Below are 25,027 nucleotides of genomic sequence, written 5' to 3'. Positions count from 1 at the left end.
CCCCGCCCGCCCGCCTAGGATGGACGGCATGGCGGAACGGTTTCCCCGGGAGTGCTCGGTCGCCGACGCGCTGGAGATCGTCGGCGAGCGCTGGTCGCTGCTCGCCGTCCGGGAGATCAGTCACGGGTTCCACCGGTTCGACCAGATCGTCCGCAACACCGGCGCGTCCCGCGACATCCTCACCGCGCGACTGCGCAAGCTGGAGGACGCGGGCGTCCTGCGCCGCCGCCGCTACAGCGAGCACCCGCCGCGCTACGAGTACCACCTCACCGAGCCGGGGCACGAGCTGAACGACGTCCTGATCGCGCTGATGAAGTGGGGCGACAAGTACCTCAACCCCGACGATCCGCCCGTCCGGTTCGTCCACTCCTGCGGGGAGACGCTGACGGCCGAGGTCGTCTGCGCCCACTGCGGGCGCCCCGCCCGCGAGGGCCTGCACGCCCCCACCGGACGCGGCGCCCTCAGCCGCTAGCGGTCGCGCGGCGCGTAGCGGGCCAGCACCGCCGCCTCCGCGACCCCGACCAGGCCGTAGGCGGCCAGCGACGCCAGCGTCACCGCGACGACGCTCGCCCACAGCTCGTCGTAGCGGAACGAGCTGCCCGCCGTCAGCATCGCGTAGCCGAGGCCCTTGCCGGTCGCCAGCCACTCGGCCAGCAGCGCCCCGATCAGCGAGCCCGGCACCGAGATCCGCGCGGACGCGAAGAACGCCGGCAGCGCGCTCGGGACGAGCACCTTGCGCATCGTCGTCCACGACGAGCCCCCGTAGGCGCGCACCAGGTCGGCGGCCTGCGCGGACGCCGACCGCAGCCCGAAGACCACGTTCACGAGCGCCGGGAAGAACACGACGATCCCGCTGATCACCGTGGTCGCGAGCAGGTCGCGGCCGAAGATCAGCGTGATCACCGGGGTCATCGCGACCAGCGGCACCGACCGGACGACCATCGCGATCGGCATGAACGACCGCTCGGCCGTCCGCCACAGCACGAACGCCACCGCGACCGCCGCCGCGGCGACCAGACCCGCGACCAGGCCCGCGCCCGCGTCGCGTAGCGTCACCCACAGGCCCGACCAGACCGTGGAACGGTGCGCGCCCGCCTCCGAGCCGGCGGCCAGGTACGTCCAGACGTCCGCCGGGCTCTTGGCGACGAGCGGGTTGACGTTCAGGATCTTCAGGAACAGCGTCCAGCCCGCCGCGACCAGGCCGAGCGACAGCACCAGCGACAGCAGCGTCGTCCCGAGCCGCCGGGCCGCCGCGCTCACGGGTTCTCCCCGCGCGGCGCCCACGGCGTGACGAGCCGTCCGACCAGCGCGATGCCCGCGTACGCCAGGCCCGCGAGCGCGCCGGACACGATCGCGACGCCCCACGTCCGCTCCACGTCGAGCTGCTGCTGCGCCACGATCATCGCCAGGCCCAGCCCGGCCGGGACGCGGCCCATGAACTCGCCGATGATCGCGCCGAGCACCGCCGCCGGGGCGGAGATCTTCAGCGCGGTGAACGCCGCCGGCAGCGCGGCGGCGAACCGGACGCGGCGCAGCATCGCCCACCGTCCGCCCCCGTAGGCGCGGACGAGGTCGAGCCCCGCCGGGTCGGCGGCGCGCAGCCCGGCCAGCATCCCGATCAGCGTCGTGAACACCACCGACAGCGCCGACAGCGCCACCATCGGGGTGTCGCCGTCGAACACGACCGTGAGGATCGGCCCGACCGCGATGATCGGCAGGCAGTAGCTGGCGACGGCGAGCTGCGTCACGACCCGCTCCAGCGGCGGGACGAGCACGACCAGCAGCGCCATCGCCGTCGCGATCGCGTTGCCCCACAGGAAGCCGCGCAGCGCCTCGCCGCCCGTCCCGCGCAGGTGCGGCCCGTAGAACGACCAGCCGTCGTCGGCGAGCGTCCGCAGCACGCCCTGCGGGGTCGGGACGGCGTGGCCGCCCGCGAACACCGTCACGGCGAGGACTTCCCAGCAGAGCAGGACGGCGACGATCCCGGCGACCGGACCCGCCCAGCCCGGCACCGCGACGCGGCGGAAGGAGAGCGCGGTCACCGGCCGCCCTCCTCGCCGAACAGCATCTCCGACAGCCGGTCCTGGATCGCGTGGAACTCCGGCGTCCGGAGCATCTCGGGCGTGCGCGGACGCGGCAGCCCGACCTCCACCAGCGCGAGCACGCGGCCGGGCCGGGCGCTCATCACCGCGACGACGTCCGACAGGAACACCGCCTCGGCGATGCCGTGCGTCACCATCAGCGTCGTGGTGGCGCGCTCGGTCCAGATCCGCTGGAGCTCCAGGTTGAGGCGCTGGCGGGTGAGGTCGTCCAGCGCGCCGAACGGCTCGTCCAGCAGCAGCACGCGCGGCTCGACGACCAGCGACCGGGCGATGGCGACGCGCTGGCGCATCCCGCCCGACAGCTGCGCGGGCCGCGCCTTCTCGAACCCCTCCAGCCCGACGAGCCGGATCAGGTCCTGGATCTGGCCGGGGGACGGCTTGATCCCCGCGACCTCCAGCGGCAGCCGGATGTTCGCGGCGACCGTCCGCCACGGCAGCAGCGCCGCGTCCTGGAACGCGATGCCGAGATGGTGGGCGCGGCGCGCGACCTCGGGCGACTCGCCGTGCAGCAGCGCCTCGCCGCCGGACGGGGACTCCAGCCCGGCGAGGATCCGCAGCACGGTCGACTTGCCGCAGCCCGACGGGCCGAGCACCGACAGGAACGAGCCGCGCGGGGTGCGCAGGTCCACCCCGTCAACGGCGGTGACCGTCCGGCGGCCCAGCCGGAACTCCTTGCGGAGGCCGGTGAGCCGGATGCCGTCGCCGGCGTCCGCCCCCGCCGCGGCCGGGGCGGGGGCGGAGGTGACGTCAGACAAGGGAGGGGTCCTCCTTGTAGATCTCCTGGATGATCGAGAGGTCGAACAGCTTGTCGGCCGTGATGTCCACCCCGGCGAACTTCAGCGTCGCGATGTTGGCGGCGACGAGCTGCGGCGACATCGTGAAGATGCCGTTCTTCTTCGTCTCGTCGGTGAGGATCAGGCCGTTCTGGGTCGTGGACTCGAGCGTCTGCTCCTTGACCTCCAGCCCGAGGCCCTTGCCGTAGGTCTCGACGGCGAGCTTCGCCCCGGCCGCCGGGTCCTTGAGGCTGTCCTTCCAGCCCTTGATCTCGGCCCGCAGCAGCGCCTTGAGCTTGGCGCGCTCCTTCTTGATCGCCTCGGTCGTCGCGATGTAGGACTCGCCGACCAGGGGGTAGGCGTGGTCGGCGAACATCATGACCTCGGTCTTGAAGCCCTTGAGCTTGAGGACGTTCGGCTCGTTGGTCACGTAGCTCATCCAGCCGTCCACGGTGCCGGTGGTGAGCGGCAGCGGGTCGAACTGGACGGGGACCTTCGTGACCTGCTTCGGGTCGATCTTCGCGGCCTTGAGGAAGGCGGTCCAGACGGCCTCGTTGGTGGCCTGGACGCCGATCTTCTTGCCGATGAGGTCCTGCGGCGTCCGGATCGGGTTCTTCGCCATCGACGTGATCGCGAACGGGTTCTTCTGGTACTGGGTGGCGATGATCTTCAGGGGGGCGCCCTGGGCGATGGCCGCGCCGACGCGGTCGGGCGAGCTGAGCCCCACGAACGCCTTGCCGGTCACGACGTCGGTCTCGGCCGGGGTCGCGTTCGGGCCGCCGGTGATGAGGTCGACCTTCGAGAAGCCTTCGGCCTTGTAGTAGCCGTTGGCGTCGGCGAGGTACTCCCCGGCGAACTCCACGTTCTTGATCCACGCCAGGCGGATCCCGGCCGTCCCGTGGCCCGAGCCGCCCTTGGACGGCTCGTCGTCGCCGCACGCGGCGAGCAGCGGGCCGGCCAGCGCCAGCCCACCGGCCTGGAGGCCGCGGACGAGGACGGTACGGCGGTCGAGGTGGCTCATGGGTCTCCGATCTTCGTTCCGCTGCCGGTCGTGGACGCGTTTCCGCCCGTGACGAAGCGACCGGCCTGCGGCCGAAGGTAGGAACGGGACGTTGCTGCGTGATGCCAACTCTTTTGCAGGCTTGTTACCAACGCCACGCCGTTGGTTCGTCCGGACAAAACCGCGTGTGCGCTGGTCGGACCTTCGTGCGTTCCTCCAACGCAGGACACCGGTGGGCTGTGGGTCATGTCACCGGATGTTCCGACAGTGTTATCCCAAGCGTTGCTTTTCGGAGGGTCGCGACAGGGTAAAGACCGTGCGTGGAACCGTCACAGTGTGTGATTCGGTAGCGTCCTCTTCATGCGACTCGGTGTGCTGGACGTGGGCTCGAACACGGTGCATCTCCTGGTGGTGGACGCCCACCGGGGTGCCCGCCCCCTCCCGGCCTTCTCCCACAAGGCGGAACTCAGCCTCACCGCCCATCTCGACGACGGCGACCGGCTCACCGCCGAGGGCGAGGAGCTGCTGTGCGCCTTCGTCGGCGAGGCGCTCCAGATCGCCGAGGACAAGGGCGTCGAGAACGTCGTCGCCTTCGCCACCTCCGCCGTCCGCGAGGCCGTGAACGGCGAGGAGGTGCTGGAACGCATCCGGAACACCGCCGGGGTCGACATCCGCGTCCTGTCCGGGCCGGACGAGGCGCGGATGACGTTCCTCGCCGTCCGCCGCTGGTTCGGCTGGTCGTCGGGACGGCTGCTCGTCGTGGACATCGGCGGCGGCTCGCTGGAGATCGCCACCGGGCTGGACGAGGAGCCCGACGTCGCGATCTCGCTGCCGCTCGGCGCGGGCCGCCTCACCCGCGACCGGCTGTCGGACGACCCGCCGCCGCCCGAGGAGGTCCGCGCGCTGCGCAAGCACGTCCGCGCCGAGATCGCCCGGCACGTCGGGGAGATCGCCAGGTTCGGCCGGCCCGACCACGCGGTCGCCACGTCGAAGACGTTCAAGCAGCTCGCGCGGATCGCGGGGGCGGCGCCGTCGTCGGAGGGGCCGTTCGTCCGCCGCGTCCTGCGTCACGCCGACCTCACCGACTGGGCCGCCAAGCTCGCCGAGCTGGCGCCCGAGGAGCGGGCCGCGCTGCCGGGCGTCTCCGAGCGGCGCGCGGCGCAGCTCCCCGCCGGGGCGATCGTCGCCGACGCCGCGATGGACCTGCTGGAGCTGCCGGAGCTGGAGATCTGCCCGTGGGCGCTGCGCGAGGGCGTCATCCTGCAGCGGCTGGACACCCTGGAGACGCCCCGCCCGTGACGCTCACCAGCTCGGGTGCGCGATCAGCGAGCCCTGCGGGGTGAGCACGCGGTCGCCGGTGCCGTCCGCGCGGATCGCGTGGACGACCGAGTCGGTGAACGGCCCCCGGACGTAGGCGATCCACCGGCCGTCGGGGGACCAGGACGGGTCGGACTCGTTCTCCGCGCCCGTCGTGACGCGGTGCCCGCCCGTCCCGTCGGCGTTCATCACCCAGATCTCGCCGGGGTCCTTGCCGCGCGTGTAGGCGATGCGGCGCCCGTCCGGCGACCAGGCCGGGTCGCCCGCCGGGACGTCGCCCGTGGTGAGCTGCTTCCACGGCTGCGTCGGACGGTCGGGGTCGAGCGTGTAGAGCTGCGCGGTGCCCTCCCGCTTGCTCCAGAACACGAGCCCGGCGCGCGACCACATCGGGTCGTCCTTGTCGGCGGGGTCGGTGGTGATCGTCGTGGCCGTGCCGGCGCCGTCCACCGGGCGCACCGCGAACTGCCGCACGCGGCCGACCAGCACCGGGTAGGCGAGGCGGGCGCCGTCCGGGGACCACGCGACGCGGCTGCGTCCCGACAGGTCGGAGGCGAGCCAGCGGACGCCGGTCCCGTTCGCGTTCCCGACGTAGACGCTCGCGCCGGGGTCGGCCCAGCGGGTGAACGCGAAGCGCTTCCGGTCCGGCGACCACTGCGGGAGCATGTCGCACGACGGGCCGGTGACGAGCGGGACGGGCGCCGCCGCGCCGGGCGTGTAGCGCCCGATGTCGCCGTGGCAGGTGTCGGGCCAGCCGCGCTCGGTGTCGATGCGCACCAGCAGCGCGTCGCGCGGGAACCCGTTCGCCGAACCGGCGGACTTGTCGCCCGAGTCCGGCCACACCAGGTACAGCACCCCGGCGGTGACGGCGGCGGCCGTCACGGCGGCCCCGGCCGCGAGCAGCGCCCGCGACCGCCGCCGCGGGCGAGGCGGCGGCTCCGCCGGACGCGTGGGCTCCCCGTACGGGCGCGGCCCCGGCGGCTGCCCGGCGCCGTGTGGCGCGGGCTCGCCGTACGGGCGCGGAACCTGCTGCTGCGCCGGTCCGCCCTGCTGGACGTTCTGCTGGACGTTCTGGCGCGCGGGTTCGGTGGCAGGCTCGGGCCACGGCTGCGGGCGTCCCTGCGCGGGCTCGGTCGGCGCGTGGGCCGGGCCGCCGGACGGGTGCGTCGCGGCGTCCGGCGGGGCCGTGTCGGGGGGGCCCGCCAGGCGGGTGTGCTGGGCGGCGGGGTGGCCGGGGTCGGTGGCGACGACCGTGGCCGCGGGCGGCGCGGCGTCCGCGCCGACGAGGCTGAGCAGCAGGTCGCGGGCCGACGGACGGCGCGCCGGGTCCTTGTCCAGCGCGGCGCGGACGAGTCCCGCGAGCGGTTCGGTCAGCGCGCCGAGGTCCGGGTCGGCGTGCAGCGCCCGCGCGGCCATGACGTGGACCTGTCCCGTCCCGAACGGGTTGCGGCCGTTCGCCGCCGACGCCACCAGGCAGCCCCAGGCGAAGATGTCGGTGGCCGGGGTGATGTCGCCGCCGGAGACCTGCTCGGGCGCGAGGAAGCCGGGCGTCCCGATGAGCTGGCCGGTGCGGGTGAGCGCGGCGGCCTCGTCCAGCGCCCGCGCGATCCCGAAGTCGATGACGCGCGGCCCCGACCGCGACAGCAGCACGTTCCCCGGCTTCAGGTCGCGGTGGACGAGCCCGACCGAGTGGATCGCGACCAGCGCCGTCGCGACCCCGACCGCGACGCCGTGCAGCGTCCCGCCGGTGAGCGGCCCGGACGTGTCGAGCTGCTGCTGCAGCGACGGCCCCTCGATGAACTCGGTCGCGAGGTAGGCGCGCCCGCCGTCCTCGCCGTGGTCCAGGACGCGGGCGGTGCAGAACGACGCGACGCGCAGCGCGTTGCGCGCCTCCTCGTGGAAGCGCGCGCGGAACGCCGGGTGCCCGGCCAGGTCGGGCCGGACGACCTTCACCGCGACCTGCGTCCCGTCGGCGGCGCGGGCGAGGTAGACCGCGCCCATCCCGCCCTCGCCGAGACGCGCCTCGACGACGAACGGCCCGACCCGCTCGGGGTCCGCCGCCGAAGGACCGGCGGGCCACTCCTGCGAGCCGTCCATTGCACCACCTTCCGCCCGGTCAGGGGCGTCTGTACAGGAAGGTCCAAGTCTGCCCGTCGGGACGGGTCCGGCGCACCTCGCTCACTGGAAGTCGCGCGACCTGTTCCGGCCCGGCACCGGCAGCCGCCGCAGCCGGTGCGCGACGAGGTTGGTCGCGCCGTCGACCCGTTCCAGCCGGCCGCTGACCAGCAGCGCCTGGGAGTCGACGGCGAGCGCGCGGAACCGCGCGAACACCGGCGGCGGGCACACGACGTTGACGAGCCCGGTCTCGTCCTCCAGGTTGAGGAACACGACGCCGCCCGCCGTCGGCGGTCGCTGCCGGTGCGTGACCAGGCCGCCGACCAGCACGTTCCGCGCGCCGGGCACGCCGGCGAGGGCGCGGACGGGCAGGGCGCCGAGGTCGTCCAGCGCGTCCCGGACGTGCGCGACCGGGTGCGTCGCGGACACGCCCGTCGCCCACAGGTCGGCCAGCGTCTCCTCGACGGGCGTCAGCGCGGGCAGCGGCGGGGCGTCCGCGCCGGGCGCGACGCCGTCGATGCGGTCCGGGCCCGTCCCGGCGAGCGCGCCCGCCGCCCACAGCGCCGCGCGGCGGTCCAGCCCGAAGCAGCCGAACGCCCCGGCCGTCGCCAGCGCCTCCAGCGCGGCGGCCGACATCGGCACGCGGCGCGCCAGGTCCTCCATGCTCGCGTACGGACGGCCCGCCGCGATCGCCTCGGCCAGGTCGTCGCCTACGGTGCGGACGCCGCGCAGCCCGGCGCGGATCGCGGGCTGCGGCTCGTCCGGCCCGTGCGGGTGCCGGGCCAGGAGCGGCACAGGCTCCTCCAGCGTCGGGTGCGCGGCGCTGGCGTTGACGTCCACGCCCCGGACCTCGATGCCGTGCCGCCGCGCGTCGCCGAGCAGCGTCTGCGGGCTGTAGAACCCCATCGGCTGGTTGCGCACCAGCGCGGCCGTGAACGCCGCCGGGTAGTGCCGCTTGACGTAGGCGCTGGCGTAGACGAGGTGGGCGAAGCTCTGCGCGTGCGACTCGGGGAAGCCGTAGCCGGTGAAGCCGAGGATCTTCTGGTAGACGTCCTCGGCGACGTCCGCCGGGATCCCGCGCTCGGCCATCCCCGCCAGCAGCCGCGCGCGCATCCGCTCGACGCGCTCGGGCGCGCGCTTGGCGCCCATCGCCTGCCGCAGCTCGTCGGACTCGGCGGGGGTGAACCCGGCGCAGTCGATGGCCAGCTCCATCATCTGCTCCTGGAACAGCGGCACGCCGAGCGTCCGGGACAGCGCCCGCTTCATCAGCGGATGCGGGCACGTCGGCGGCTCCAGGCCCTTGCGCCGCCGCAGGTAGGGGTGGACGGACCCGCCTTGGATCGGTCCAGGACGGATCAGCGACACCTGCACCACGAGGTCGTAGAACTCGCGGGGCCGCAGCCGGGGCAGCGTCGCCATCTGCGCCCGCGACTCGACCTGGAACACCCCGATCGTGTCGGCGTCGGCCAGCATCTCGTACACGCGCGGGTCGTCGGGCGGGACGGACTGCAGGTCGAGCCGGACGCCGTGGTGCGCCGCGACGAGGTCGAACGCGTCGTGCAGCGCGGCGAGCATCCCGAGGCCGAGCAGGTCGAACTTCACGAGCCCGGCGGCGGCGCAGTCGTCCTTGTCCCACTGCAGGACGCTGCGGCCCTCCATCCGCGCCCACTCGATCGGGCACACCTCGCCGACCGGGCGGTCCGCGATGACCATCCCGCCGGAGTGGATGCCGAGGTGGCGGGGCAGCCGCAGCATCCGCCGGGCGAGGCCGAGGACGTTCGCGGGCACGTCCGCGTGCGCGCCGGTCGGATCGCGGGAGTCGATGCCGCGCGACCAGGCGTCCTGCTGGCCGGGGGAGTGGCCGAGGGCGCGCGCCGCGTCCCGCACCGCCATCTTCGGCCGGTAGCTGATGACGTTCGCGACCTGCGCGGTGCACTCGCGGCCGTACTTGTCGTAGACGTACTGGATGACCTTCTCGCGGCGGCGGTGCTCGATGTCCAGGTCGATGTCGGGCGGCCCGTCGCGGCCGGGCGACAGGAACCGCTCGAACAGCAGCCCGTGGTAGACGGCGTCCACGCCGGTGATGCCGAGCGCGTAGCAGACGGCCGAGTTCGCCGCCGACCCGCGCCCCTGGCACAGGATCTCGTTCTCCTCGCAGAACCGGACGATGTCGTGGACGATCAGGAAGTAGCCCGGGAAGCCGAGCTGCTCGATGACGTCGAGTTCCCGGGCGATCTGCGCGTACGCGCCCGGAACGCGCTCGTTCTCCGGCGGGCCGTAGCGGCGCCGCGCGCCCTCGGCGACCAGGTGCCGCAGCCAGGACGCCTCGGTGTGCCCGGCCGGGACGGGCCAGTCCGGCAGGCGCGGTGCGACGACCGCGAAGTCGAACGCGCAGGACCGTCCGAGGTCGGCCGTCCGCTCCCGCACGCCGGGGAACCGCGCCAGCCGCGCCGCCATCTCCGCGCCGCTCCGCACGTGCGCGGTGCCGCTGGCGGGCAGCCAGCCGACCATGTCGTCCAGCGCGCGGCGGGCCCGGACGGCGGCGAGCGTCTCGGCGAGCCGCGCGTCCGGGCCGGGCGCGGCGAAGTGGACGTTGTTGGACGCGACCACGCCGGTGCCCGCCCGTCCGGCCAGCGCGAACAGGGCGTCGTTGCGCGGGTCGTCGCCGGGCAGGCCGAGGTCGGTCAGCTCCACGAACACGTTGTCGCGGCCGAACCGCTCGATCATCGCGTCCAGCTCGCGGGCCGCGCCGCCGGACGCCAGCGCCGCCGGGACCGGCCCCTTGCGGCAGCCGGTCAGCACCGCCCAGTGCCCGTCGTGCGCGTCGGCGAGCGCGTCGAGGTCGTAGACCGGACGGCCCTTCTCCCCGCCCGCGAGCTGCGCCTTGGTGATCGCCGCGCAGAGCCGCCGGTAGCCGTCCGGGTCGCGGGCGAGGACGAGCAGGTGCCGGCCGTTCGGGTCGGGCGCGCCGGTGCGCGGGCCGGGGGCGCCGAGCGTCAGCTCCGCGCCGAACAGCGTGCGCAGCGGCGTCCCGCGCGCGGCCTCGGCGAACCGGACGGCCCCGTACATCCCGTCGTGGTCGGTGATCGCCATCGCCTCGACGCCGAGCCGCACCGCCTCGGCGACGAGCGCGGCGGGGTCGCTGGCGCCGTCCAGGAAGCTGAACGAGGAGTGGCAGTGCAGCTCCGCCCACGGCACCGCGTCGGCGGGCGGGCGGGGGAGCGGCGGCGGTCCGGGCGGCGGCTCCTCGCGGACGGGCGGGTTCCCGCCCCACCGCAGCCGCCGTTCCAGCTCGCTCCAGGGGACGGACGGGTTGAACCACCCCATGCCCTCTCCCCTCGACCGGCGTTCCGCGTGGTCAGGGTACTGCGGGGCGATGGTTTCGGCGGTACTCGCTCGGCGGGACGCCGAGTTCGCGGGCGAAGTGCGCCCGCAGATTGGCGGCGGAGCCGAGCCCGCAGCGTTCGGCGACCTGGTCCACCGGCAGGTCGGTGCGCTCCAGCAGCTCCCGCGCGCGGATCAGCCGCTGCGCGAGCAGCCAGCGCAGCGGCGTCGTGCCCGTCTCGGCGTGGAAGCGGCGGATCAGCGTGCGTCCGGCGAGGCCCGCGCGGGCGGCGAGGTCGGCGATGGTCAGCGGCTCGTCCAGCCGCTCCACCGCCCACTGGAGCAGCGGGCCGAGGCCGTCGTCGCGGCCGGTCGCGGGCAGCGGCGACTCCACGTACTGCGCCTGGCCGCCGGTGCGGTGCGGCGGGACGACCAGGTGCCGCGCGACGGCGTTCGCGGTCTCCGTCCCGAGGTCCTGGCGGATCAGGTGCAGGCACAGGTCGATGCCCGCCGTGTTGCCCGCGCCGGTGACGACGTCGCCGTGGTCGATGTAGAGGACGGCCGGGTCCACGTCCACCGCCGGGTACCGCGCGGCGAGGATCGGGGCGTGCTTCCAGTGGGAGGCCGAGCGGCGGCCGTCCAGCAGCCCGGCGGCGGCCAGCAGGAACGCGCCCGAGCACAGCGACACGATCCGCGCGCCGCGCGCGTGGGCGGCGCGGACGGCGGCGACGGCGGCGGGCGCGGCGTCGGCGCGGACGTCCGAGCACGCCGGGACGATCACCGTGTCCGCGTGCTCCAGCGCGTCCAGCCCGTGCGCCGCCGACATCTGGAACAGACCGGGCAGGTCAGTGTGCCCGGACGACCCGCGCAGCGGCACCGGCCCCGGCCCGCCGTCCGCGCACAGCAGCAGCTTGTACCAGGGGTCCTCGTGGCCGGGCGGCGGCGTGCCGAACACCTGGCAGGGGATCGCGACCTCGAAGACCGGGGCGCCGGGGAGGATCAGGACGGCCAGCGTGCGCATGGCAGAAATCTAGCGGACTGCGGCAATCGTGCCACTCGTGCGGCGTCCGGCGGCGCCCGAGACTGGCGATCATGACGACGATCACCCCGGTGCGGGTGCCGGCCCGCTCCCTCCGCTGGCGCGTCCTCGCCGTCGCCTCGACGGCGCAGTTCCTCGCGATCCTCGACCTGTTCGCGGTCAGCGCGGCGTTCCCCGCGCTGCGCGACGCGTTCGGGCACGCCCCGCTCGCCGACGTGTCCTGGGTGCTGAACGCCTACACGATCGTGCTCGCCGCGCTGCTCGTCCCCGCCGGGCGGCTCGCCGACGACACCAGCCGCCGCGCCGCGTTCCTGCTCGGGATGGCGCTGTTCGGGCTCGCGTCCGCCGCCTGCGCCGCCGCGCCCACGCTCGGCGTGCTCGTCGCCGCCCGCGTGCTGCAGGCGGCGGCGGGCGCGGTGCTCGTCCCGACGTCGCTCGGGCTCGCGCTGCCCGCCTTCCCGGCGCGCGAGCACCCGACCGTCATGGGCATCTGGACGGCCGTCGCCGCGTTCGGCGCGGGCTGTGGGCCCGTCGTCGGCGGGCTGCTGCTCGCGGCGGGCTGGCGCTGGATCTTCCTCATCAACCTGCCCGTCACCCTCGGGGCGATCCTCGCGGGCCGGCGGCTGCTGCCCGCCGCCCCGCGCCGCGCCCGGCAGCGGCTCGACCCGCTCGGCGCGGCGCTCGTCCTCGGCGCGACCGCCGCGCTGACCGCCGTGTTCGTCGAGGGGCCCGAGCTGGGGTACGCCTCGCCGATCGTCGTCGCGTGCGCGGTCGGGGCCGTCCTGCTCGGCGCGGCGGGCGCGGTCCACATGCGCCGCCACCCGAACCCGGTCATCGGGTTCGACCTGTTCCGGCACCGGACGTTCGCCGTCTCGGTGTCCGGCGTGTTCCTCTACTACCTGGTGTTCGCGGCGCTGCTGCTGTCGGCCACCCTGCACCTCACCGGGACGTGGCACTACCCGGTCGTGCGGGCCGCGCTCGGCATCGCGCCCATCCCGGTCGCCTGCCTGCTGCTGTCGCCGCTGTCCGGATGGATCGTCGGACGCGTCGGCGCGCGGGCGTCGGCCGTTCTCGGCGGGCTCACGCTCGCCGCCGGCTCCGGCTGGTGGGCGCTCGCGGCCGGTCCGCACCCGCACTATCTGACGGTGTTCGTTCCCGGGGCCGTCCTCGCGGGCGCCAGCACGGCCCTGCTCCAGCCCCCGCTGTTCGGGTCGGCCGCGACGCTGCCCGCCGACCGGCTGTCGCTCGGGTCGGCCGTCCTCATGATGGCGCGGCAGATCAGCTCGGCGCTCGGCATCGCCGTCCTCACCGCCGTGCTCGGCGCCGCGCCGGGCCTCGCCGGGTTCCGGCTCGCCTGGACGCTCATGACGGCCGTCGCGCTGCTCGCCGCCTTGGTGTGCCTGCGCCGGCCTCAGTCGTAGACGGCCTCGATCCGCCACCGTCCGCCCTCGACCGCCGCCAGGTACGCGCGGCCCCCCGCCGTCACGACCTGGAAGCGGGCGCGGCGGCGGGCGCGCGCCGGATCCCACCAGCGCTCGGCGACCGGCCACGGGCCCGTCCACGCCGCGACCTCCTCGGCCGGGCCGCCGCCCACCGCGATCCACGCGGGCGGCGCGGACACCGCGCACCGCGCCGACACCGTCACCCGCGCCCCCGCCGCGTCGGTGACCTCGGCGGGCAGCGGCTCGGGCGGGACGGCGGCGGGCGCCGGACCCGGGACGCCGCCCGGCCACGGACCGTCCGGGCGCCCGTCCGGCGGCAGGTCGCCGACCGGCACCCGCACGACCCGCTCGCCCGGATCGCGGCCCGCCACCAGCAGCGGCCGGACGACCCCGGCGTGCCCGAGCAGCGCCTGCACCCGGTCGGCGGCGCGGGCGACGCGCTCGGTCACCGCGCTCTGCCCCCACAGCGCCTGCTGCCGTCCGGTGTCGGGGACGAGCTGGTCGGGCGCCAGCTCCACCCACGCCACGCCGCCCCACACCGCGTCGTCCGTCCCCGGCTCGGGCCGCCACGCGGCGAGCTGCCAGCGGACGCGCTCGGCCACCGCCGCCGACGACAGCGTGCCGTCGTGCCGCCACAGCCGCTCCAGGACGCGTCCGTCGGCGAACCCGATCGTCACCGCGAGCCGCACGCAGGTCGTCCCGCCCGCCGCGAGCGCCGCGTGCAGCTCGCCCGCCAGCCGCTTCGCGGTGAACACCACCTGCTCGGCGCGCTCGGCGGGCGGGTCGAACGCCGCCCGGACGGTCCGCTCCGCCGTCGCGGCGGCCGGCGCCAGCGGACGCGGCTCCTCGCCCCGCGCCAGCCGGTGCGCCGCCGCGCCGTCCGCGCCGAACCGGTCGGCGACGCTCGCGGCGGGCAGCGCGGCGAAGTCCCCGAGCGTCCGGACGCCGAGCCGGTCCAGCAGCCCCGCCAGCTCCGGCCGGTCCAGCACCCACAGCGGCAGCGGCGCGAGGAACGCCGCCGTCCCGCCCTCCGGCACGACGACCCCGCCGCCGCGCCGGGCCGCCAGCTCCGCCGCGAACAGCCCGTCCGCGATCCCGGCGCCGCAGTCGTACCCGGCCTCCACGACCGCGTCCTGCAGATGGACGCGCAACGCCTCCTCGCCCCCGTAGAACCGGGCGGCCCCCCGCGCCGGAACCGCGCACAGCCCCGGCCGCACCACCTCCACCTTCGGAACCAGCTCCGCGACGGCCTCGGCCACGGTCTCGAACAACCGCCCCTCCGCCCCCGCGTCCCGCTCCCGCACGACGAGATCCGGACAGCGGCGCTGCGCGTCCCGGACCCGCTGCCCCCGCCGCACGCCCACCGCCCGCGCCGCCGCCGTGCACGCCGCGAGCCGCCCCCCTTCGACCACGGCCCCCGGCGTCGCCGCGTCGATCCCGACCGCCGTGGCGGGCCAGTCCGGACACCACACCGCGAGCACCCGATCCGCCGTCACGCGCGCCCCCCGTCCGCCCACGGAGCGCCCGCCCGTCGAACAACCGCCGTCGTCCGTGCCGCCGGGCGCCCGGCGGCACCGTCGCCGCGCGCCTGCGGGGTGCTCGCCGGGGTGGTCATGCCACGATCTCCAGGCGCGTCCGGGTGCGTTCGGCCGGGGCGACCTCGCCGGACGGGCCCGGCAGCCAGAGCCACGCCCCGCCGCGTCCCTCGGCCGACACGCGGGCGCGGCGGGCGCGCAGGACGCCGTGCCCGGCGCCGACGCCCTCCCAGCGCGACTCGTCCACGCGCAGCCGCAGCCGGACGCCCGGCCACGCGTCCGCGAACGCCGCCAGCGCCAGCACGCAGCCGTGCCGCCGGGCGAGCGCCGACAGCCGCCGCGCCGCCGCCGCGCCCGGCCGCTCCGGCGGGCGCAGCAGCACCAGGTCGACGGCCTCCACCAGCGCGGCGACGACGTCGGGCCAGCGGTCGCCGGGATCGTCCACGAGGAGCAGCCGCTGCGGCGCGGCCCCCATGCCCGCCGCGGCGGCCACCCCGGCGTCGGGCATCCCGACGACCGCGCACCAGCCGCCCGCGCCGTCGGCGCCGCCGTGCCGGGACGCGCCCGCGACGAGCGCCAGCCCGAGCGTCCCCGCGCCGTGGCCGCCGACGCCGACCACCGACCCCGGCCGCAGCCCCCCGCCGGGGACCACCGGCCGCAGCGCGGACAGCACCGGGACCGGCTCCCGCCCCGCGCCGTCCGGCGCGAACGCCCGAACCGCCTGCGCCACGGCGCCTCCTCCGCCTCCGGACCGTAATCGAACAGAAGTTCGATTACGGTCACATTAGCGCAGGTCACCGCCCCGCCGACAGCCCACCCCGCCCGTCATTCCCGGAGCGTCCGCCGCCGGAAGAGTCCGCCGCCCCGCGGCGGCGCGGGAAGGCGCCGCGCCACGTACCCCGTCAGCGGCCCGTTCTTCGTCGCGGCGACGACCCGCTCGAACGCGTCCGGGTCCAGGCCCCCGAAGCCGGTCTGCACGACGTCGGCGAACACGCGCTCGGACACCATGAACGCCAGATCGCCGGGCCCGGTCCGCAGCCGCGCGCGCAGCGCGTCGGAGTCCAGCAGCCGGGCCGCCAGGATCGGGGCGCTCCCCACCGGGCCGAACGCGCCCGGCGCGCGCGTGCCGTGGTGGACGACCATCCGCACCCGGAGCGGCGGACGGCCCCGGCGCGCCCGGTTCACCCGGGCGAGCGCGCCCGCCAGCTCCGCCGGATAGCGTCCGACGAGCAGGACCCCGTCGGTCCGGACGGGCGGGAACGCCAGCTCGCCGTCGCCGCCGACCTGCCGGTGCCACCGGTCGCGGTCCAGTCCGGTCCGGTGCGCCGCCTCGTCCAGGGCCGCGCCGAGCGCGCTCTGCGCCGCCCGCTGGCCTTCGGCGTTGAGCAGTGAGAAGCGTTCGATGTCGACTCCGACGACGAAGCCGTACGCCAGTTCCGGCACCTCGGCGAGGGCCGTCATGGCGCGAGCAATTCTGTCCCGATGATGCGCGGTGGCCCGTTGGTCATGGTCTCTCGCCGTTCTCTCGCTCCGGGCGGCCCGCTCCCCACTTCCGAGGATCAGCGATCGAGGACTAGATTGCAAGCTTGCATGTAAACTTAATCGTCTGCTTGCTGGCAAGCGGGAATATCGCAGAACGGGACCTGGCCGTCCGCCGGACGGCGACCCGCCGGGTGCCGCCTCGACGACGAGGGGAACGTGGTCATGACGGGAGCGCGTCCGCCGACGGTCCGCGCGGTGCAGCTCGGCCGCGAACTGCGCTTCCTGCGCGAGGAGAAGCGGCTGACGATGGACGAGGTCGGCGCGGTCACCGGCTGGTCCGCCGCCAAGCTGTCCCGCATCGAGAACGCCCGCACCCGCGCCACGATCAAGGACGTGACCGCGCTGCTCGACGTCTACGACGCCGCCGCCGACCGGCGCGACCGGCTCGTCCGGCTCGCCCGGACGGCGCGCGAGCGCGGCTGGTGGGAGGCGTTCGACGGCAGCATCTCCGAGAGCCTGACCACCTACATCGGCCTGGAGGACGACGCCGTGCGGGTGGACGCGTTCACCAGCGGCGTCTTCAACGGCCTGCTCCAGACCGAGGACTACGCGCGGGCCATCATGGCGACCGCCCCCCGTCCGCTGCCGCCGGGCGTCGTCGCGCGCCGGGTCGAGGTGCGGATGCGGCGCCAGGCCCGGCTGACGGAACCCGAACCGCTCCGGCTGAACACCGTGCTGGAGGAGGCGGCCGTCCGCCGGCGCATCGCCGGCCCGGACGTCATGCGGGCGCAGTTCCGCCACATGGCCGCGATGGGGGAGCGGGACAACGTGAGCGTGCGGATCCTCCCGTTCGACCGGGGCCCCTATCCGCTGAGCGCGCTCTCCTTCAGCCTCATGCGCTTCCCCGGCGAACTGCGTTCCGACGTCGTCCATCTGGAGGGGCTGTCGGGGGGCGTCGTCATCGAGCGGGACGAGGAGGTCTTCCTCTACGCGCTGACGTGGGACAGGCTCCGCGAACTCGCGCTCCCGGAAGAGGAGAGCCGCGACCTCCTGCTCGACCTGGCCGACCGTTTCTGACCACCATCTGAGGAGAACCGATGAACTGGCGCAAGAGCACGCACAGTCTGGACAACGACTGCGTGGAGGCGGCCCCGGCCCCGGCCGCCGTGGTCGTGCGCGACTCGGCCGACCCGGACGGCCCCCGGCTGCGGGTGGGCGCGCGCGGGTGGCGCACGCTGCTGGAACGTGCCAGGACGGGCGCGCTCGACCCGCGCCGCTAGGGCGTCCCGGCGGCGATCCGGCCGGCGAGGCGGACGCGACGGCCCTCCGGACTACCGCTCCGGGGGGTGGTGCGAATGGCCCGTCTCGCGCGGCCGGTTCGGGGTCGCGCCGACGTCCGCCGCCGCCGCGTTGCGCTCGGCCGAGTCGGCCGCCGCGCGCGCCGCGTTCCGCAGCATCCCGCCCGCCCGCGTCACCGCCCGCGCCGGCCGCTCGGGCAGGTACTTCGCCGGCCCCTGCCGCCGCCGCCACATCTCGCGGGCCTCCGCGCGGTGCTCGACCCGGACGTCGTCGATCAGCCGGTCCAGGTGCATGAGGATCTCCCCGTACAGCGGCCAGCGCAGGTCGGTGGCCAGTCGGCCGAGCAGCCGGTCCACGAACAGGTCGCGCTGCTCCTGCGCGGTCGCGATGGCCTCGGCGAGCTGCTCCTCGATGTCGGACGGCACCGCGTCGCGCTCCAGGTCCGACCGGGCCAGCCGCGCGTAGGTGACGACGGCCTCGCGGATCGCCTCCATCGTCTCGGCGAGCGGTTCGCGCAGCGACGGCTCGTCCAGGATGCGGTTGCGCTCGTCCAGATGGGCGACGTCGGTGACGGCGCGGGCGAGGCCGCGCAGCGACACCGCGAACCGCTCCAGCGTCTCGACGCCGTTGCGCAGCGCCGCCCCCGCGTCCACGACGCGCAGCGCCCGCGGGTTGAGCTGGACGCTCCGCTCGGCGGCCTCCAGCGCGTGGTCGGTGTGGGCGATGTCGTCGAACAGCCGCTCGGCCTTGGTGCGCCAGTGCTGGGCGTCCTCGGGCCGCACCCCGCGCCACAGCGCCTCGGCGAGGTCGTCGATGAGGCCGCCCATGCGCGTCCCGAGGCTCTCCAGGGCGTCCTGCGCGGGCGCGACCCGCACCGCGGGGACGAGCGTCGCCGCCGCGAGCCCGGTCGCCGCCCCGATCAGCGTCTCCAGGATCCGGTCCGCCGCCCCGGCCGTGTTGGACGCGCCCAGCACGAAGATCAGCATCGCGCTGATCGGGACCTCCAGGAGGTCGTCGGTGAGCCGCAGCGCGAACCCGATGAGCAGCGCTGCGAGGATCGTCAGGCCGAGGCTCCACCAGGAGAACCCGACCGTGTGCCCGAACAGCACGGCGAGCAGCACCCCGGACGTCACGGCGGCGACGCGGCCGATGCTCGACTTGATCGTCTCGTAGATCGAGTGCTGGACGACGAGCAGCGCGGTCAGCGGCGCGAGCAGCGGCTGCGGGTTCGGGACGAGCCGGTCGGCGATCACGTACGCCGCCATCGACGTCAGCGTGAGCCGGGCGATGCGGCTGGCGAGGAACCGGGCCTCGCCGCCGAAGTGGACCGGCAGCCGGCCGAGGAGCGAGGAGAACATCACGGGTCTGCGGCTCCGGCGGGTCGTCGGACGGTTCGTCCCCCCACTCTCGCCGACCCCCGCCCCGCAGTCGTCCGGCGTCCGGCAAACGGCGGACAAAAACCCGCGGTCAGCCCGCCGGGCCCCGGCGCCGGGCGCGGAACGCCGCGACGTTCGTGCGGTTCGCGCACGCCTCGGAGCAGAAGCGGCGGCGCCCGGCCCGGGACGCGTCGGCGTAGACGCGGTCGCAGCCGTCGGCGGCGCACACGCCGGTGCGGCTCAGCCCGTGCTCGCACAGCAGCTCCGAGAGCTGCATCAGCGTGGTGGCGCGGAACCGCTCGACCAGCGACGCCGACGGCGGCGCGTAGTGCAGGTGCAGCCCGAACCCGCCGTGCGCCGCGAGGTGCGGGTGCATCGGCGTGGCGAGCATCAGCCCGTTGAGCAGCGCGACGGCCGCCTCGGGGTCGGGGGCGGTGAAGAACGCGCGCAGCGTGCGGCCCCACGCCCGGTACTCGGCGGCGTCGGCGGGGTCGAAGTCCTGCCAGAAGAAGTCGTGGTCGCGCAGCAGCTCGCGCAGCGCGTCCGGGCCGTCCGTCCCGTCGGCGACCGCGTTGACCAGCGCCACCGCCGCCCCGACGGCCCTGCTCCGGTATCCCGTGATCCGGACGGCCCGGGACCCGTTCCCCGGATCGGCTCGCACGCGCACCTCCCAGCTCCCGCGTACGCCGAGCGTACGGGACGTCAGGCGGGGCCGAGGTCGGCCGAGAGCCAGTGCTCGGGGCGCATCGCGATGACGACGTGCTCGTCGAGCTGCGTCCGTTCGTACTCCACGAACGCGGCGGCCTGTTCGGGCGGCAGGTACCGGGACGCCATCTCCAGCGCGCGCTCCGGGGTGTCCGGGGACGTTCCGGTCACCGGCCCTTCCACCGACACGTACCGGACGCTCGGGTCCGTCCGCTGCGCGAGCAGGCTGAACCGGCCCGCCGCCGCGATCGCGCGCGCCTTCCGTGAGCCCGGCGGCGTCCGCACCCACAGCTCGCCGCCCGGCGCGTACTGGTACCAGATGGGGACGGTCAGCGGCGCCCGGTCCGGCCGTTCGACCACCGACAGCGCTCCGACGTGCGGTTCCGCCAGGAATCCTTCGCGTTCCTCCACTGAGAGAGCCATGCGCCGGACGTTACCCGCCGGGTCTGACAACCGGGACGCGGACCGTCTCGATCCAGGCGGGCGGCGCGGGGGCGTCGCCGAGGACGGCGGCGATGAGCCGGGCGGCGGGCGGTTCGGCGGGCCAGGGCGTGAGGCCGTCCGTCAGGACGATCACGACCTGCGGTCGCTCCGGGACGGCCAGCGCCGCCGCGACGCCGACGCGCATGTCCGTCCCGCCGCCGCCCGCGAGCGTCACGTCCGCCGCCGACGTCGCCCGCGACACCGCCCGGACGTCGGCGTCGCACGCCAGCACGCTCACCCGGTTGCCGCGCACGCCGACCTCGCGCAGCACGCCGGTGACCTCGGCGAGCGCGGCGGCCAGTTCGTCGTCGCCCATCGAGCCCGAGGTGTCCACGACGATCGCGACGCGCGGCAGCGGACGCCGCAGGCTCGGCAGCACGACGCCGCGCAGCGCCGCCGTCCGCCGCGACGGACGCCGGTAGGTGTAGTCCACCGCGCCCGCCGCCCACGCCACGGCCTCGCGCACCGCGCCCGCGAGCACCCGGCGCCAGTCCACGACGGGTTCCAGGACCGTCGCGGCCCACCGGCTCCAGCCGCCCGGGACGGTCCCGCGCGCCCGCTGGTGCGCGCGGATCGCCTCGGCGGTGGCGCGGCGCAGCGCGGCGGCCTCGACGTCGCCGACGCCCGGCGTGCCCGCGTCCGGCCGCTCCCACGGACGGGCCACGCCGTGCGCGCCCGACCCGCAGTCGTGCGCGTGCGGTTGCGGCGGTATGCCCGCGATGTACTCCTCGAACAGGCGGCCCCGCGGGAGGCCGTAGTCGCCGGGGACGACGCGTCCGGCGGGCAGCGCGAGCCCGTCGGCGAGCAGGTCGTCGTTGATCTCGCAGTCCTCGGCGAGGTTGATCCGCGCCGGGTCGCCCTGCGCGGACGCCGGCAGCCGCGCCGCGCGGCCGTGGTGGTCGCGCAGCAGGTGCGCGACCTCGTGGATCCACACGCCCGCCAGCTCCGGCACGGGCGTCGCGGCAACGAACGCGGGCGATACGTAGCAGCGCCAGTGCCGGTCCACGCCCATCGTCGGGACGTCGGACGTCGGGACGATCGTCAGCGAGTACAGCGCCGACGCCAGGTACGGACGATCGGTCGCCGCGCGGTAGCGGGCGGCGAGCAGCTTCGTCCGGTCCATCAACCGAACGCGCCGGACAGTTGCAGCAGGTCCACGAACCCGTCGATGCCGTCCGGCACGGGCCAGGACGTGTCCCGCAGGGCCGCGAGGTCGGCCGCCGCGCGCGCCGCGACGTCCGGGACGCCCGCGTCCACCGCCTTGGCCAGCACGGCCCAGCCCGCCTCCCACCGCTCCCGCGTCGGCTCGCCCTGCACGGCCGCGACGACGGCGGTGAGGAACGCGAGCTGGCGGTCGCCGCGCTCGGGCAGCGCGAACGCCTCCGGACGGGCCAGGACGCGCTCGGGATCGGGCAGGTCCAGTTCCTCCAGATACGCCAGGATCTCCAGGCCCGCGCCGTCGCCGACCGCGCCGACCACCGCCGCCGACACCGCCTCGGGCCGCGCGCCCGTCGCGTACCCGGCGGCCAGCAGCCGCAGCGCCATCTCCCAGCTCCGCGGCGACGGCCACGCTCCGCCGCGCGCCTCGGCGTCCGCCGGAAGGTGGTGCGCCAGACCCGGACGAGCCGTGAGGAACCCGGACACCACGCCGCGCGCCCGCGCCACCGCGCCCGAGATCGCCGCCGGGTCCACCACCGGAACGGGCGGCGCGGGCCACGTCCCGGCGAGGCCCCGCGCGACCGTGCGCGGCTCGTGCGTCCAGCGCAGATGGACGAACCGGTTCGCGAGCGGCGGGCTCAGATGCCAGCCGTCGGCGGCGCTCGCGGGCGGGTTCGCGGCGGCGACGATCCGGACCGCCGGCGGCAGCGCCAGGCTCCCCACCCGCCGCTCCAGCACGACCCGCAGCAGCGCGGCCTGCACGGCGGGCGGCGCGGACGACAGCTCGTCGAAGAACACGAGCCCGCGGCCGTCCCGCGCGACCCGGACGGCCCAGTCCGGCGGCGCCATCGGTACGCCGTCCGCCGCCGGGTCCGCGCCGATGATCGGCAGCCCCGCGAAGTCGGACGGCTCGTGCACGCTCGCGATGACCGTCTCCAGCGGCACGCCGAGCGTCCCGGCCAGCAGTTCGAGCCCCGCCGACTTCCCGATCCCCGGCTCGCCCCACAGCAGCACCGGCAGGTTCGCGATCACCGCCAGCGACAGTGCCTCCAACTGCACCGACCGCCCCGGCTCCGTCCGCGCCGCCACCACCCGCCGGTTCAACTCATCAGCAGCATCCAGCGCGTCAGTCACGTTCACTCCAGTAGCCGGCGATCACGTCGGGGTGCTCGGCGGCGACGCGGGCGCGCAGGTCGAGCAGGTCGGTGCGGTGCCAGCGGTCGATGAGGTCGGCGAGGGAGCCCTCCTCGTCGTCCACCGGGTCGATGCGCGCGCCCGCCGCCAGCAGCGCGGCGACCAGGTCCGTCGAGCCGAGTTCGGCGACGGCGACGGCCAGCGGCGTCCGCCCGACGTGGTCGCGCGCCTCCAGGTCCGCGCCCAGGTCGAGCAGGCGGGGCAGCAGCCGCGCGTGGTCCAGGCAGGGGAGCAGGTGCAGCAGGGTGCGGCGGCGCGCGTCGCGGACGTGCGGGTCGACGCCGTGGTCGAGCAGGTCCAGGACGCCGTCGGCGTCGCCGTGCTGCGCGCGCAGGAACAGGTCCGCGCGCTGCGCCCGCAGGCCCTTCGGGAGGCGGCCCCGGCCCGTCCGCCACCGCTCGTGGATCTCGAAGCAGCCCGTCACCGCGCCGCCGAACGCGCGCATCGCCCGTTCCCTGCGCTGCTCGTCGGCGGTGTGGGGCATCGCGAACCCGCCGTCCGCCGGGCGCATCTCGTGCCACGCGCTCCCGCACCGCACCCGCACCGGGACCGGACGCGGCGGATCGGGCGGCCCGACCGGGCCGTCCGCCGGGCCGCGCGCCGGGAAGCAGGCCGAACGCACCAGCGGGTGCAGCTCGTCGGGCGTGAGCAGGCCCGCGCGCAGCAGCATCAGGTCGGGCGGGAGCGTCCACAGCGGGCCGGGCAGGGGCGGCGGGGTCTTGTCGCCGAGGTAGTCGTCGCTCCGGACGATCGAGGGCGTCCCGTCGTCGCCCGTCTCCGCGAGGACGGGCCGCCAGTCGTCCAGCAGCATCGCGCGGCCCCGCCGCCGGATGGCCGCCGCCAGCAGCGGGACGTGCGGGAACCGCCGCGCGACCTGCTCCAGCGACACGTCGCGCACCTTGATCCCGGCCGCGTCCAGCGCGGCGGCGAGCCCGCCCGGCGCGGCGGCCCACTCGGCGAACCGGACGGCGTCCGTCGGCGACGGCGCCGACGACGGCAGCTCCGCCGGGGTCAGGGGCGTCCCGTCCGGGTGGAAGAACGGCATCCGCGTGCCGTCGCCGTAGAAGGCGAGCGCGTCGCCCGCCCGGCGGGCGTCCCAGAGGAACCGCAGCTCCGACCAGTCCTCGTGCAGGCCGTCGTCGGGCGGCGCGGCGTGCGCGCGCGCCACGACGAGCCGGAGCCCCTGCGGCCCGTCCGGGATGCGCGGCCCGACGACCCGCAGGACGGGCCCGCCGGCGGTGAGGTCCACCGTCCGGCCCGTGGCCATGGTGCTGCGGCCGTGCAGGATGCGCGGGAAGTGCCAGCGCAGCAGGTCCGGCGCCAGGTTCAGGAGGTCGTCCTCCAGCGCCTCGGCGAACGCCCGGCCGTGCCCGCGGGCGATCCCGTCCAGCGTGAAATCGACGGCGACGTCCGCCGCCGCGCACGCGCCGCGCCAGTCGCCCGCCAGCCGACGTTCCGTCGCGCGCTCGATGACCCGGCGCGGCACCGCGTACCGCCGGACGCGCTCCCACGACCGCAGCTCCACCGGCGCGACGTCGTACACCGCCCGGTTCACCGGTAGACGCTCCCGATCGCGCGCAGGTCCGCGTGGGCGCGCTCGGCCGGACGCAGCCGCGTCGCGACCTCCCGCTTCACCCGGCGCGGCACGCCGGGACCGAACCCGACGTACTCCAGCCGCGTCGCGTCCATCCGGGCCAGGACGGTCTTCGCGCCGCGTCCGGTGACGCCCGTGTGCCGCAGCTCCAGCCGCCGCAGCGGGCTCCCCGGCAACGCCTCGGCCAGAGCGGCGGCGCCCCGGTCGCCGGTCGTGTTCGGCGGCGCGCCGAGCGCCCGCTCCGACGCGGGACGGCCGAGGTCCAGCGTTTCCAGCCCGTCCAGGACCCCGGCGAGCGCCACGGCGCCGGACGGCCCGATCCCGTTGCCGCCGAGCCCGAGCCGCACCGGACGGTCCGCCGCGACGGCCCCGGCCAGCACCGCCGCGCCCGCGTCGCCGAGATGGTTGGCGGGGACGTACAGCTCGCGGACGCCCGCGTCCCGCACGAGCGCCGCCAGCAGCGGGGCCGCGTCCGCGGCGAGGCCGTTGCCGCCGAGGAACAGCCGCTCCAGCGGGGCTTCCCGGACGGTCAGCGCGTCCAGCAGCGCCCGCAGCCCGTCCAGGCCGAGCCCGGTGTTGACCAGGTCGAGCGTGCGCAGCGCGGTGTTGCGGCGCAGCATCGCCCCGAGCGACCGGGCGCCCGCGTCCCCGACCGGGTTGCGCTTCAGCCACAGCGCCCGGACGGTCCCGTCCGGGCCGAGCCGGTCCGCGAGCGCCGCGACGCCGTCCGGGCCGATCCGGTTGCAGCCGAGGTAGAGCGTCCGCAGCCCGTGCGCGTCGGCCAGCGCATCACCGACCGCGCGGGCGCCCGCGTCGCCGATCGCGTTCGTCCCGAGCAGCAGGTGCGCGGCGTGCGGCGACCGCGCCGCGACCGGCAGCAGCCGCGCCGCGCCCGCCGCGCCGAGGCCCTGCTTGCACAGGTCCACCCGGCCGTCGCCGCGCAGCGTCCCGACCGGGAACGCCTCGTCGGCGGCGACCGGCGCCCCCTCGGCCAGCCGGTCCAGCAGCGGCGCGAGCGCGGCCGGATCGGCGGGGGGCACGTCCGGATGCTCGATCGCCGGGCAGCGTACAGGCGTCATGTTCGTCCCCTTC

General features: G+C 76.1%; 22 protein-coding genes. 5 read left to right on the top strand and 17 right to left on the bottom strand.

Translation table 11 applies throughout. The features are described 5' to 3' along the window. Positions 1–28: 28 nt before the first annotated feature. Positions 29–472, top strand: coding sequence for a winged helix-turn-helix transcriptional regulator (locus GQ466_RS28375; protein ID WP_161106128.1), 444 nt, complete (start codon positions 29–31; stop codon positions 470–472). Here the strand turns inward: GQ466_RS28375 and GQ466_RS28370 are convergent. The 4 genes from GQ466_RS28370 to GQ466_RS28355 are packed head-to-tail and all read right to left on the bottom strand — an operon-like array spanning position 469 to position 3,896. Continuing rightward, on the bottom strand, positions 469–1,260 hold the full coding sequence (locus tag GQ466_RS28370) for an ABC transporter permease (protein ID WP_337193659.1): 792 nt from the start codon (positions 1,258–1,260) through the stop codon (positions 469–471). The two genes, GQ466_RS28375 and GQ466_RS28370, sit on opposite strands and share 4 nt — an antisense overlap. Further along, positions 1,257–2,042, bottom strand: coding sequence for an ABC transporter permease subunit (locus GQ466_RS28365; protein WP_161106126.1), 786 nt, complete (start codon positions 2,040–2,042; stop codon positions 1,257–1,259). The genes GQ466_RS28370 and GQ466_RS28365 overlap by 4 nt, the downstream gene beginning before the upstream one ends. Then, positions 2,039–2,857, bottom strand: a complete 819-nt coding sequence (locus GQ466_RS28360; protein ID WP_161106125.1) for an ABC transporter ATP-binding protein — start codon at positions 2,855–2,857, stop codon at positions 2,039–2,041. Before GQ466_RS28360 ends, GQ466_RS28365 begins: the two co-directional genes overlap by 4 nt. Next, positions 2,850–3,896 (bottom strand): ABC transporter substrate-binding protein, encoded by a 1,047-nt coding sequence (locus tag GQ466_RS28355; protein ID WP_161106124.1) that lies wholly within the window; start codon positions 3,894–3,896, stop codon positions 2,850–2,852. The genes GQ466_RS28360 and GQ466_RS28355 overlap by 8 nt, the downstream gene beginning before the upstream one ends. A 339-nt stretch (positions 3,897–4,235) precedes the next feature. On the opposite strand from GQ466_RS28355, the gene GQ466_RS28350 reads away from it, so the two are divergent. Beyond that, a complete protein-coding gene (locus tag GQ466_RS28350) occupies positions 4,236–5,174 on the top strand; it encodes a Ppx/GppA family phosphatase (protein ID WP_161106123.1) in 939 nt (312 codons plus the stop codon). 3 nt (positions 5,175–5,177) lie between these two features. On the opposite strand, the gene GQ466_RS28345 is transcribed toward GQ466_RS28350, so the two are convergent. The 3 genes from GQ466_RS28345 to GQ466_RS28335 all read right to left on the bottom strand — a co-directional run bounded on the left by GQ466_RS28345 (position 5,178) and on the right by GQ466_RS28335 (position 11,649). Then, positions 5,178–7,286, bottom strand: a complete 2,109-nt coding sequence (locus GQ466_RS28345) for a protein kinase domain-containing protein (protein ID WP_161106122.1) — start codon at positions 7,284–7,286, stop codon at positions 5,178–5,180. A gap of 81 nt (positions 7,287–7,367) precedes the next feature. Then, entirely contained in the window at positions 7,368–10,631 is a 3,264-nt protein-coding gene (locus tag GQ466_RS28340) for an error-prone DNA polymerase (protein ID WP_161106121.1), read from the bottom strand. Between the two features lie 31 nt (positions 10,632–10,662). Next, a complete protein-coding gene (locus GQ466_RS28335; protein ID WP_161106120.1) occupies positions 10,663–11,649 on the bottom strand; it encodes a GlxA family transcriptional regulator in 987 nt (328 codons plus the stop codon). 71 nt (positions 11,650–11,720) lie between these two features. On the opposite strand from GQ466_RS28335, the gene GQ466_RS28330 reads away from it, so the two are divergent. Beyond that, complete coding sequence (locus GQ466_RS28330) at positions 11,721–13,088, top strand: MFS transporter (RefSeq protein WP_161106119.1); 1,368 nt, start codon at positions 11,721–11,723, stop codon at positions 13,086–13,088. Here the strand turns inward: GQ466_RS28330 and GQ466_RS28325 are convergent. The 3 genes from GQ466_RS28325 to GQ466_RS28315 form a co-directional block, all read right to left on the bottom strand. After that, the gene (locus GQ466_RS28325) at positions 13,079–14,605 is read right to left on the bottom strand and encodes a Y-family DNA polymerase (protein WP_161106118.1); all 1,527 of its coding nucleotides are present in this window, start codon (positions 14,603–14,605) and stop codon (positions 13,079–13,081) included. The two genes, GQ466_RS28330 and GQ466_RS28325, sit on opposite strands and share 10 nt — an antisense overlap. Before the next feature lie 115 nt (positions 14,606–14,720). Continuing rightward, positions 14,721–15,374 carry a hypothetical protein gene (locus tag GQ466_RS28320; protein ID WP_161106117.1) on the bottom strand — a complete coding sequence of 218 codons (654 nt, stop codon included), beginning with the start codon at positions 15,372–15,374 and terminating at the stop codon, positions 14,721–14,723. Positions 15,375–15,469: 95 nt separating this feature from the next. Further along, positions 15,470–16,105, bottom strand: a complete 636-nt coding sequence (locus GQ466_RS28315; protein ID WP_161106116.1) for a hypothetical protein — start codon at positions 16,103–16,105, stop codon at positions 15,470–15,472. A gap of 243 nt (positions 16,106–16,348) precedes the next feature. On the opposite strand from GQ466_RS28315, the gene GQ466_RS28310 reads away from it, so the two are divergent. Further along, positions 16,349–17,203 carry a helix-turn-helix domain-containing protein gene (locus GQ466_RS28310; RefSeq protein ID WP_161106115.1) on the top strand — a complete coding sequence of 285 codons (855 nt, stop codon included), beginning with the start codon at positions 16,349–16,351 and terminating at the stop codon, positions 17,201–17,203. A gap of 20 nt (positions 17,204–17,223) precedes the next feature. Next, on the top strand, positions 17,224–17,406 hold the full coding sequence (locus GQ466_RS28305) for a DUF397 domain-containing protein (protein ID WP_161106114.1): 183 nt from the start codon (positions 17,224–17,226) through the stop codon (positions 17,404–17,406). Positions 17,407–17,457: 51 nt separating this feature from the next. On the opposite strand, the gene GQ466_RS28300 is transcribed toward GQ466_RS28305, so the two are convergent. From GQ466_RS28300 to GQ466_RS28270, 7 genes are all read right to left on the bottom strand, one after another. Beyond that, complete coding sequence (locus tag GQ466_RS28300) at positions 17,458–18,783, bottom strand: FUSC family protein (protein WP_161106113.1); 1,326 nt, start codon at positions 18,781–18,783, stop codon at positions 17,458–17,460. Positions 18,784–18,892: 109 nt separating this feature from the next. Next, on the bottom strand, positions 18,893–19,462 hold the full coding sequence (locus tag GQ466_RS28295; RefSeq protein WP_337193658.1) for a CGNR zinc finger domain-containing protein: 570 nt from the start codon (positions 19,460–19,462) through the stop codon (positions 18,893–18,895). 41 nt (positions 19,463–19,503) lie between these two features. After that, on the bottom strand, positions 19,504–19,929 hold the full coding sequence (locus GQ466_RS28290; RefSeq protein ID WP_161106112.1) for a pyridoxamine 5'-phosphate oxidase family protein: 426 nt from the start codon (positions 19,927–19,929) through the stop codon (positions 19,504–19,506). A 10-nt stretch (positions 19,930–19,939) separates the two neighbouring features. Further along, complete coding sequence (locus GQ466_RS28285; protein WP_161106111.1) at positions 19,940–21,112, bottom strand: vWA domain-containing protein; 1,173 nt, start codon at positions 21,110–21,112, stop codon at positions 19,940–19,942. Then, positions 21,112–22,281 (bottom strand): AAA family ATPase, encoded by a 1,170-nt coding sequence (locus GQ466_RS28280; protein WP_161106110.1) that lies wholly within the window; start codon positions 22,279–22,281, stop codon positions 21,112–21,114. The genes GQ466_RS28285 and GQ466_RS28280 overlap by 1 nt, the downstream gene beginning before the upstream one ends. After that, the gene (locus GQ466_RS28275) at positions 22,274–23,896 is read right to left on the bottom strand and encodes an ankyrin repeat domain-containing protein (protein WP_161106109.1); all 1,623 of its coding nucleotides are present in this window, start codon (positions 23,894–23,896) and stop codon (positions 22,274–22,276) included. The genes GQ466_RS28280 and GQ466_RS28275 overlap by 8 nt, the downstream gene beginning before the upstream one ends. Beyond that, complete coding sequence (locus GQ466_RS28270) at positions 23,893–25,014, bottom strand: leucine-rich repeat domain-containing protein (RefSeq protein WP_161106108.1); 1,122 nt, start codon at positions 25,012–25,014, stop codon at positions 23,893–23,895. The genes GQ466_RS28275 and GQ466_RS28270 overlap by 4 nt, the downstream gene beginning before the upstream one ends. Positions 25,015–25,027: the final 13 nt, after the last annotated feature.

Origin of the sequence: Actinomadura rayongensis (assembly GCF_009831215.1) — a bacterium.
Taxonomy (GTDB): Bacteria; Actinomycetota; Actinomycetes; order Streptosporangiales; family Streptosporangiaceae; genus Spirillospora; species Spirillospora rayongensis.
Note: the sequence above shows the minus strand (reverse complement) of the source record. Positions and strands in the feature narration are given on the sequence as shown.

Excerpts from the sequence above, each read along its gene's own strand:
- GQ466_RS28310 (WP_161106115.1), top strand. The coding sequence starts at position 16,349 with ATGACGGGAGCGCGTCCGCCGACGGTCCGCGCGGTGCAGCTCGGCCGC.
- GQ466_RS28355 (WP_161106124.1), bottom strand. The coding sequence starts at position 3,896 with ATGAGCCACCTCGACCGCCGTACCGTCCTCGTCCGCGGCCTCCAGGCC.
- GQ466_RS28340 (WP_161106121.1), bottom strand. The coding sequence starts at position 10,631 with ATGGGGTGGTTCAACCCGTCCGTCCCCTGGAGCGAGCTGGAACGGCGG.
- GQ466_RS28330 (WP_161106119.1), top strand. The coding sequence starts at position 11,721 with ATGACGACGATCACCCCGGTGCGGGTGCCGGCCCGCTCCCTCCGCTGG.
- GQ466_RS28290 (WP_161106112.1), bottom strand. The coding sequence starts at position 19,929 with ATGGCTCTCTCAGTGGAGGAACGCGAAGGATTCCTGGCGGAACCGCAC.
- GQ466_RS28305 (WP_161106114.1), top strand. The coding sequence starts at position 17,224 with ATGAACTGGCGCAAGAGCACGCACAGTCTGGACAACGACTGCGTGGAG.
- GQ466_RS28315 (WP_161106116.1), bottom strand. The coding sequence starts at position 16,105 with ATGACGGCCCTCGCCGAGGTGCCGGAACTGGCGTACGGCTTCGTCGTC.
- GQ466_RS28300 (WP_161106113.1), bottom strand. The coding sequence starts at position 18,783 with ATGTTCTCCTCGCTCCTCGGCCGGCTGCCGGTCCACTTCGGCGGCGAG.
- GQ466_RS28270 (WP_161106108.1), bottom strand. The coding sequence starts at position 25,014 with ATGACGCCTGTACGCTGCCCGGCGATCGAGCATCCGGACGTGCCCCCC.
- GQ466_RS28285 (WP_161106111.1), bottom strand. The coding sequence starts at position 21,112 with ATGGACCGGACGAAGCTGCTCGCCGCCCGCTACCGCGCGGCGACCGAT.
- GQ466_RS28345 (WP_161106122.1), bottom strand. The coding sequence starts at position 7,286 with ATGGACGGCTCGCAGGAGTGGCCCGCCGGTCCTTCGGCGGCGGACCCC.
- GQ466_RS28375 (WP_161106128.1), top strand. The coding sequence starts at position 29 with ATGGCGGAACGGTTTCCCCGGGAGTGCTCGGTCGCCGACGCGCTGGAG.
- GQ466_RS28350 (WP_161106123.1), top strand. The coding sequence starts at position 4,236 with ATGCGACTCGGTGTGCTGGACGTGGGCTCGAACACGGTGCATCTCCTG.
- GQ466_RS28335 (WP_161106120.1), bottom strand. The coding sequence starts at position 11,649 with ATGCGCACGCTGGCCGTCCTGATCCTCCCCGGCGCCCCGGTCTTCGAG.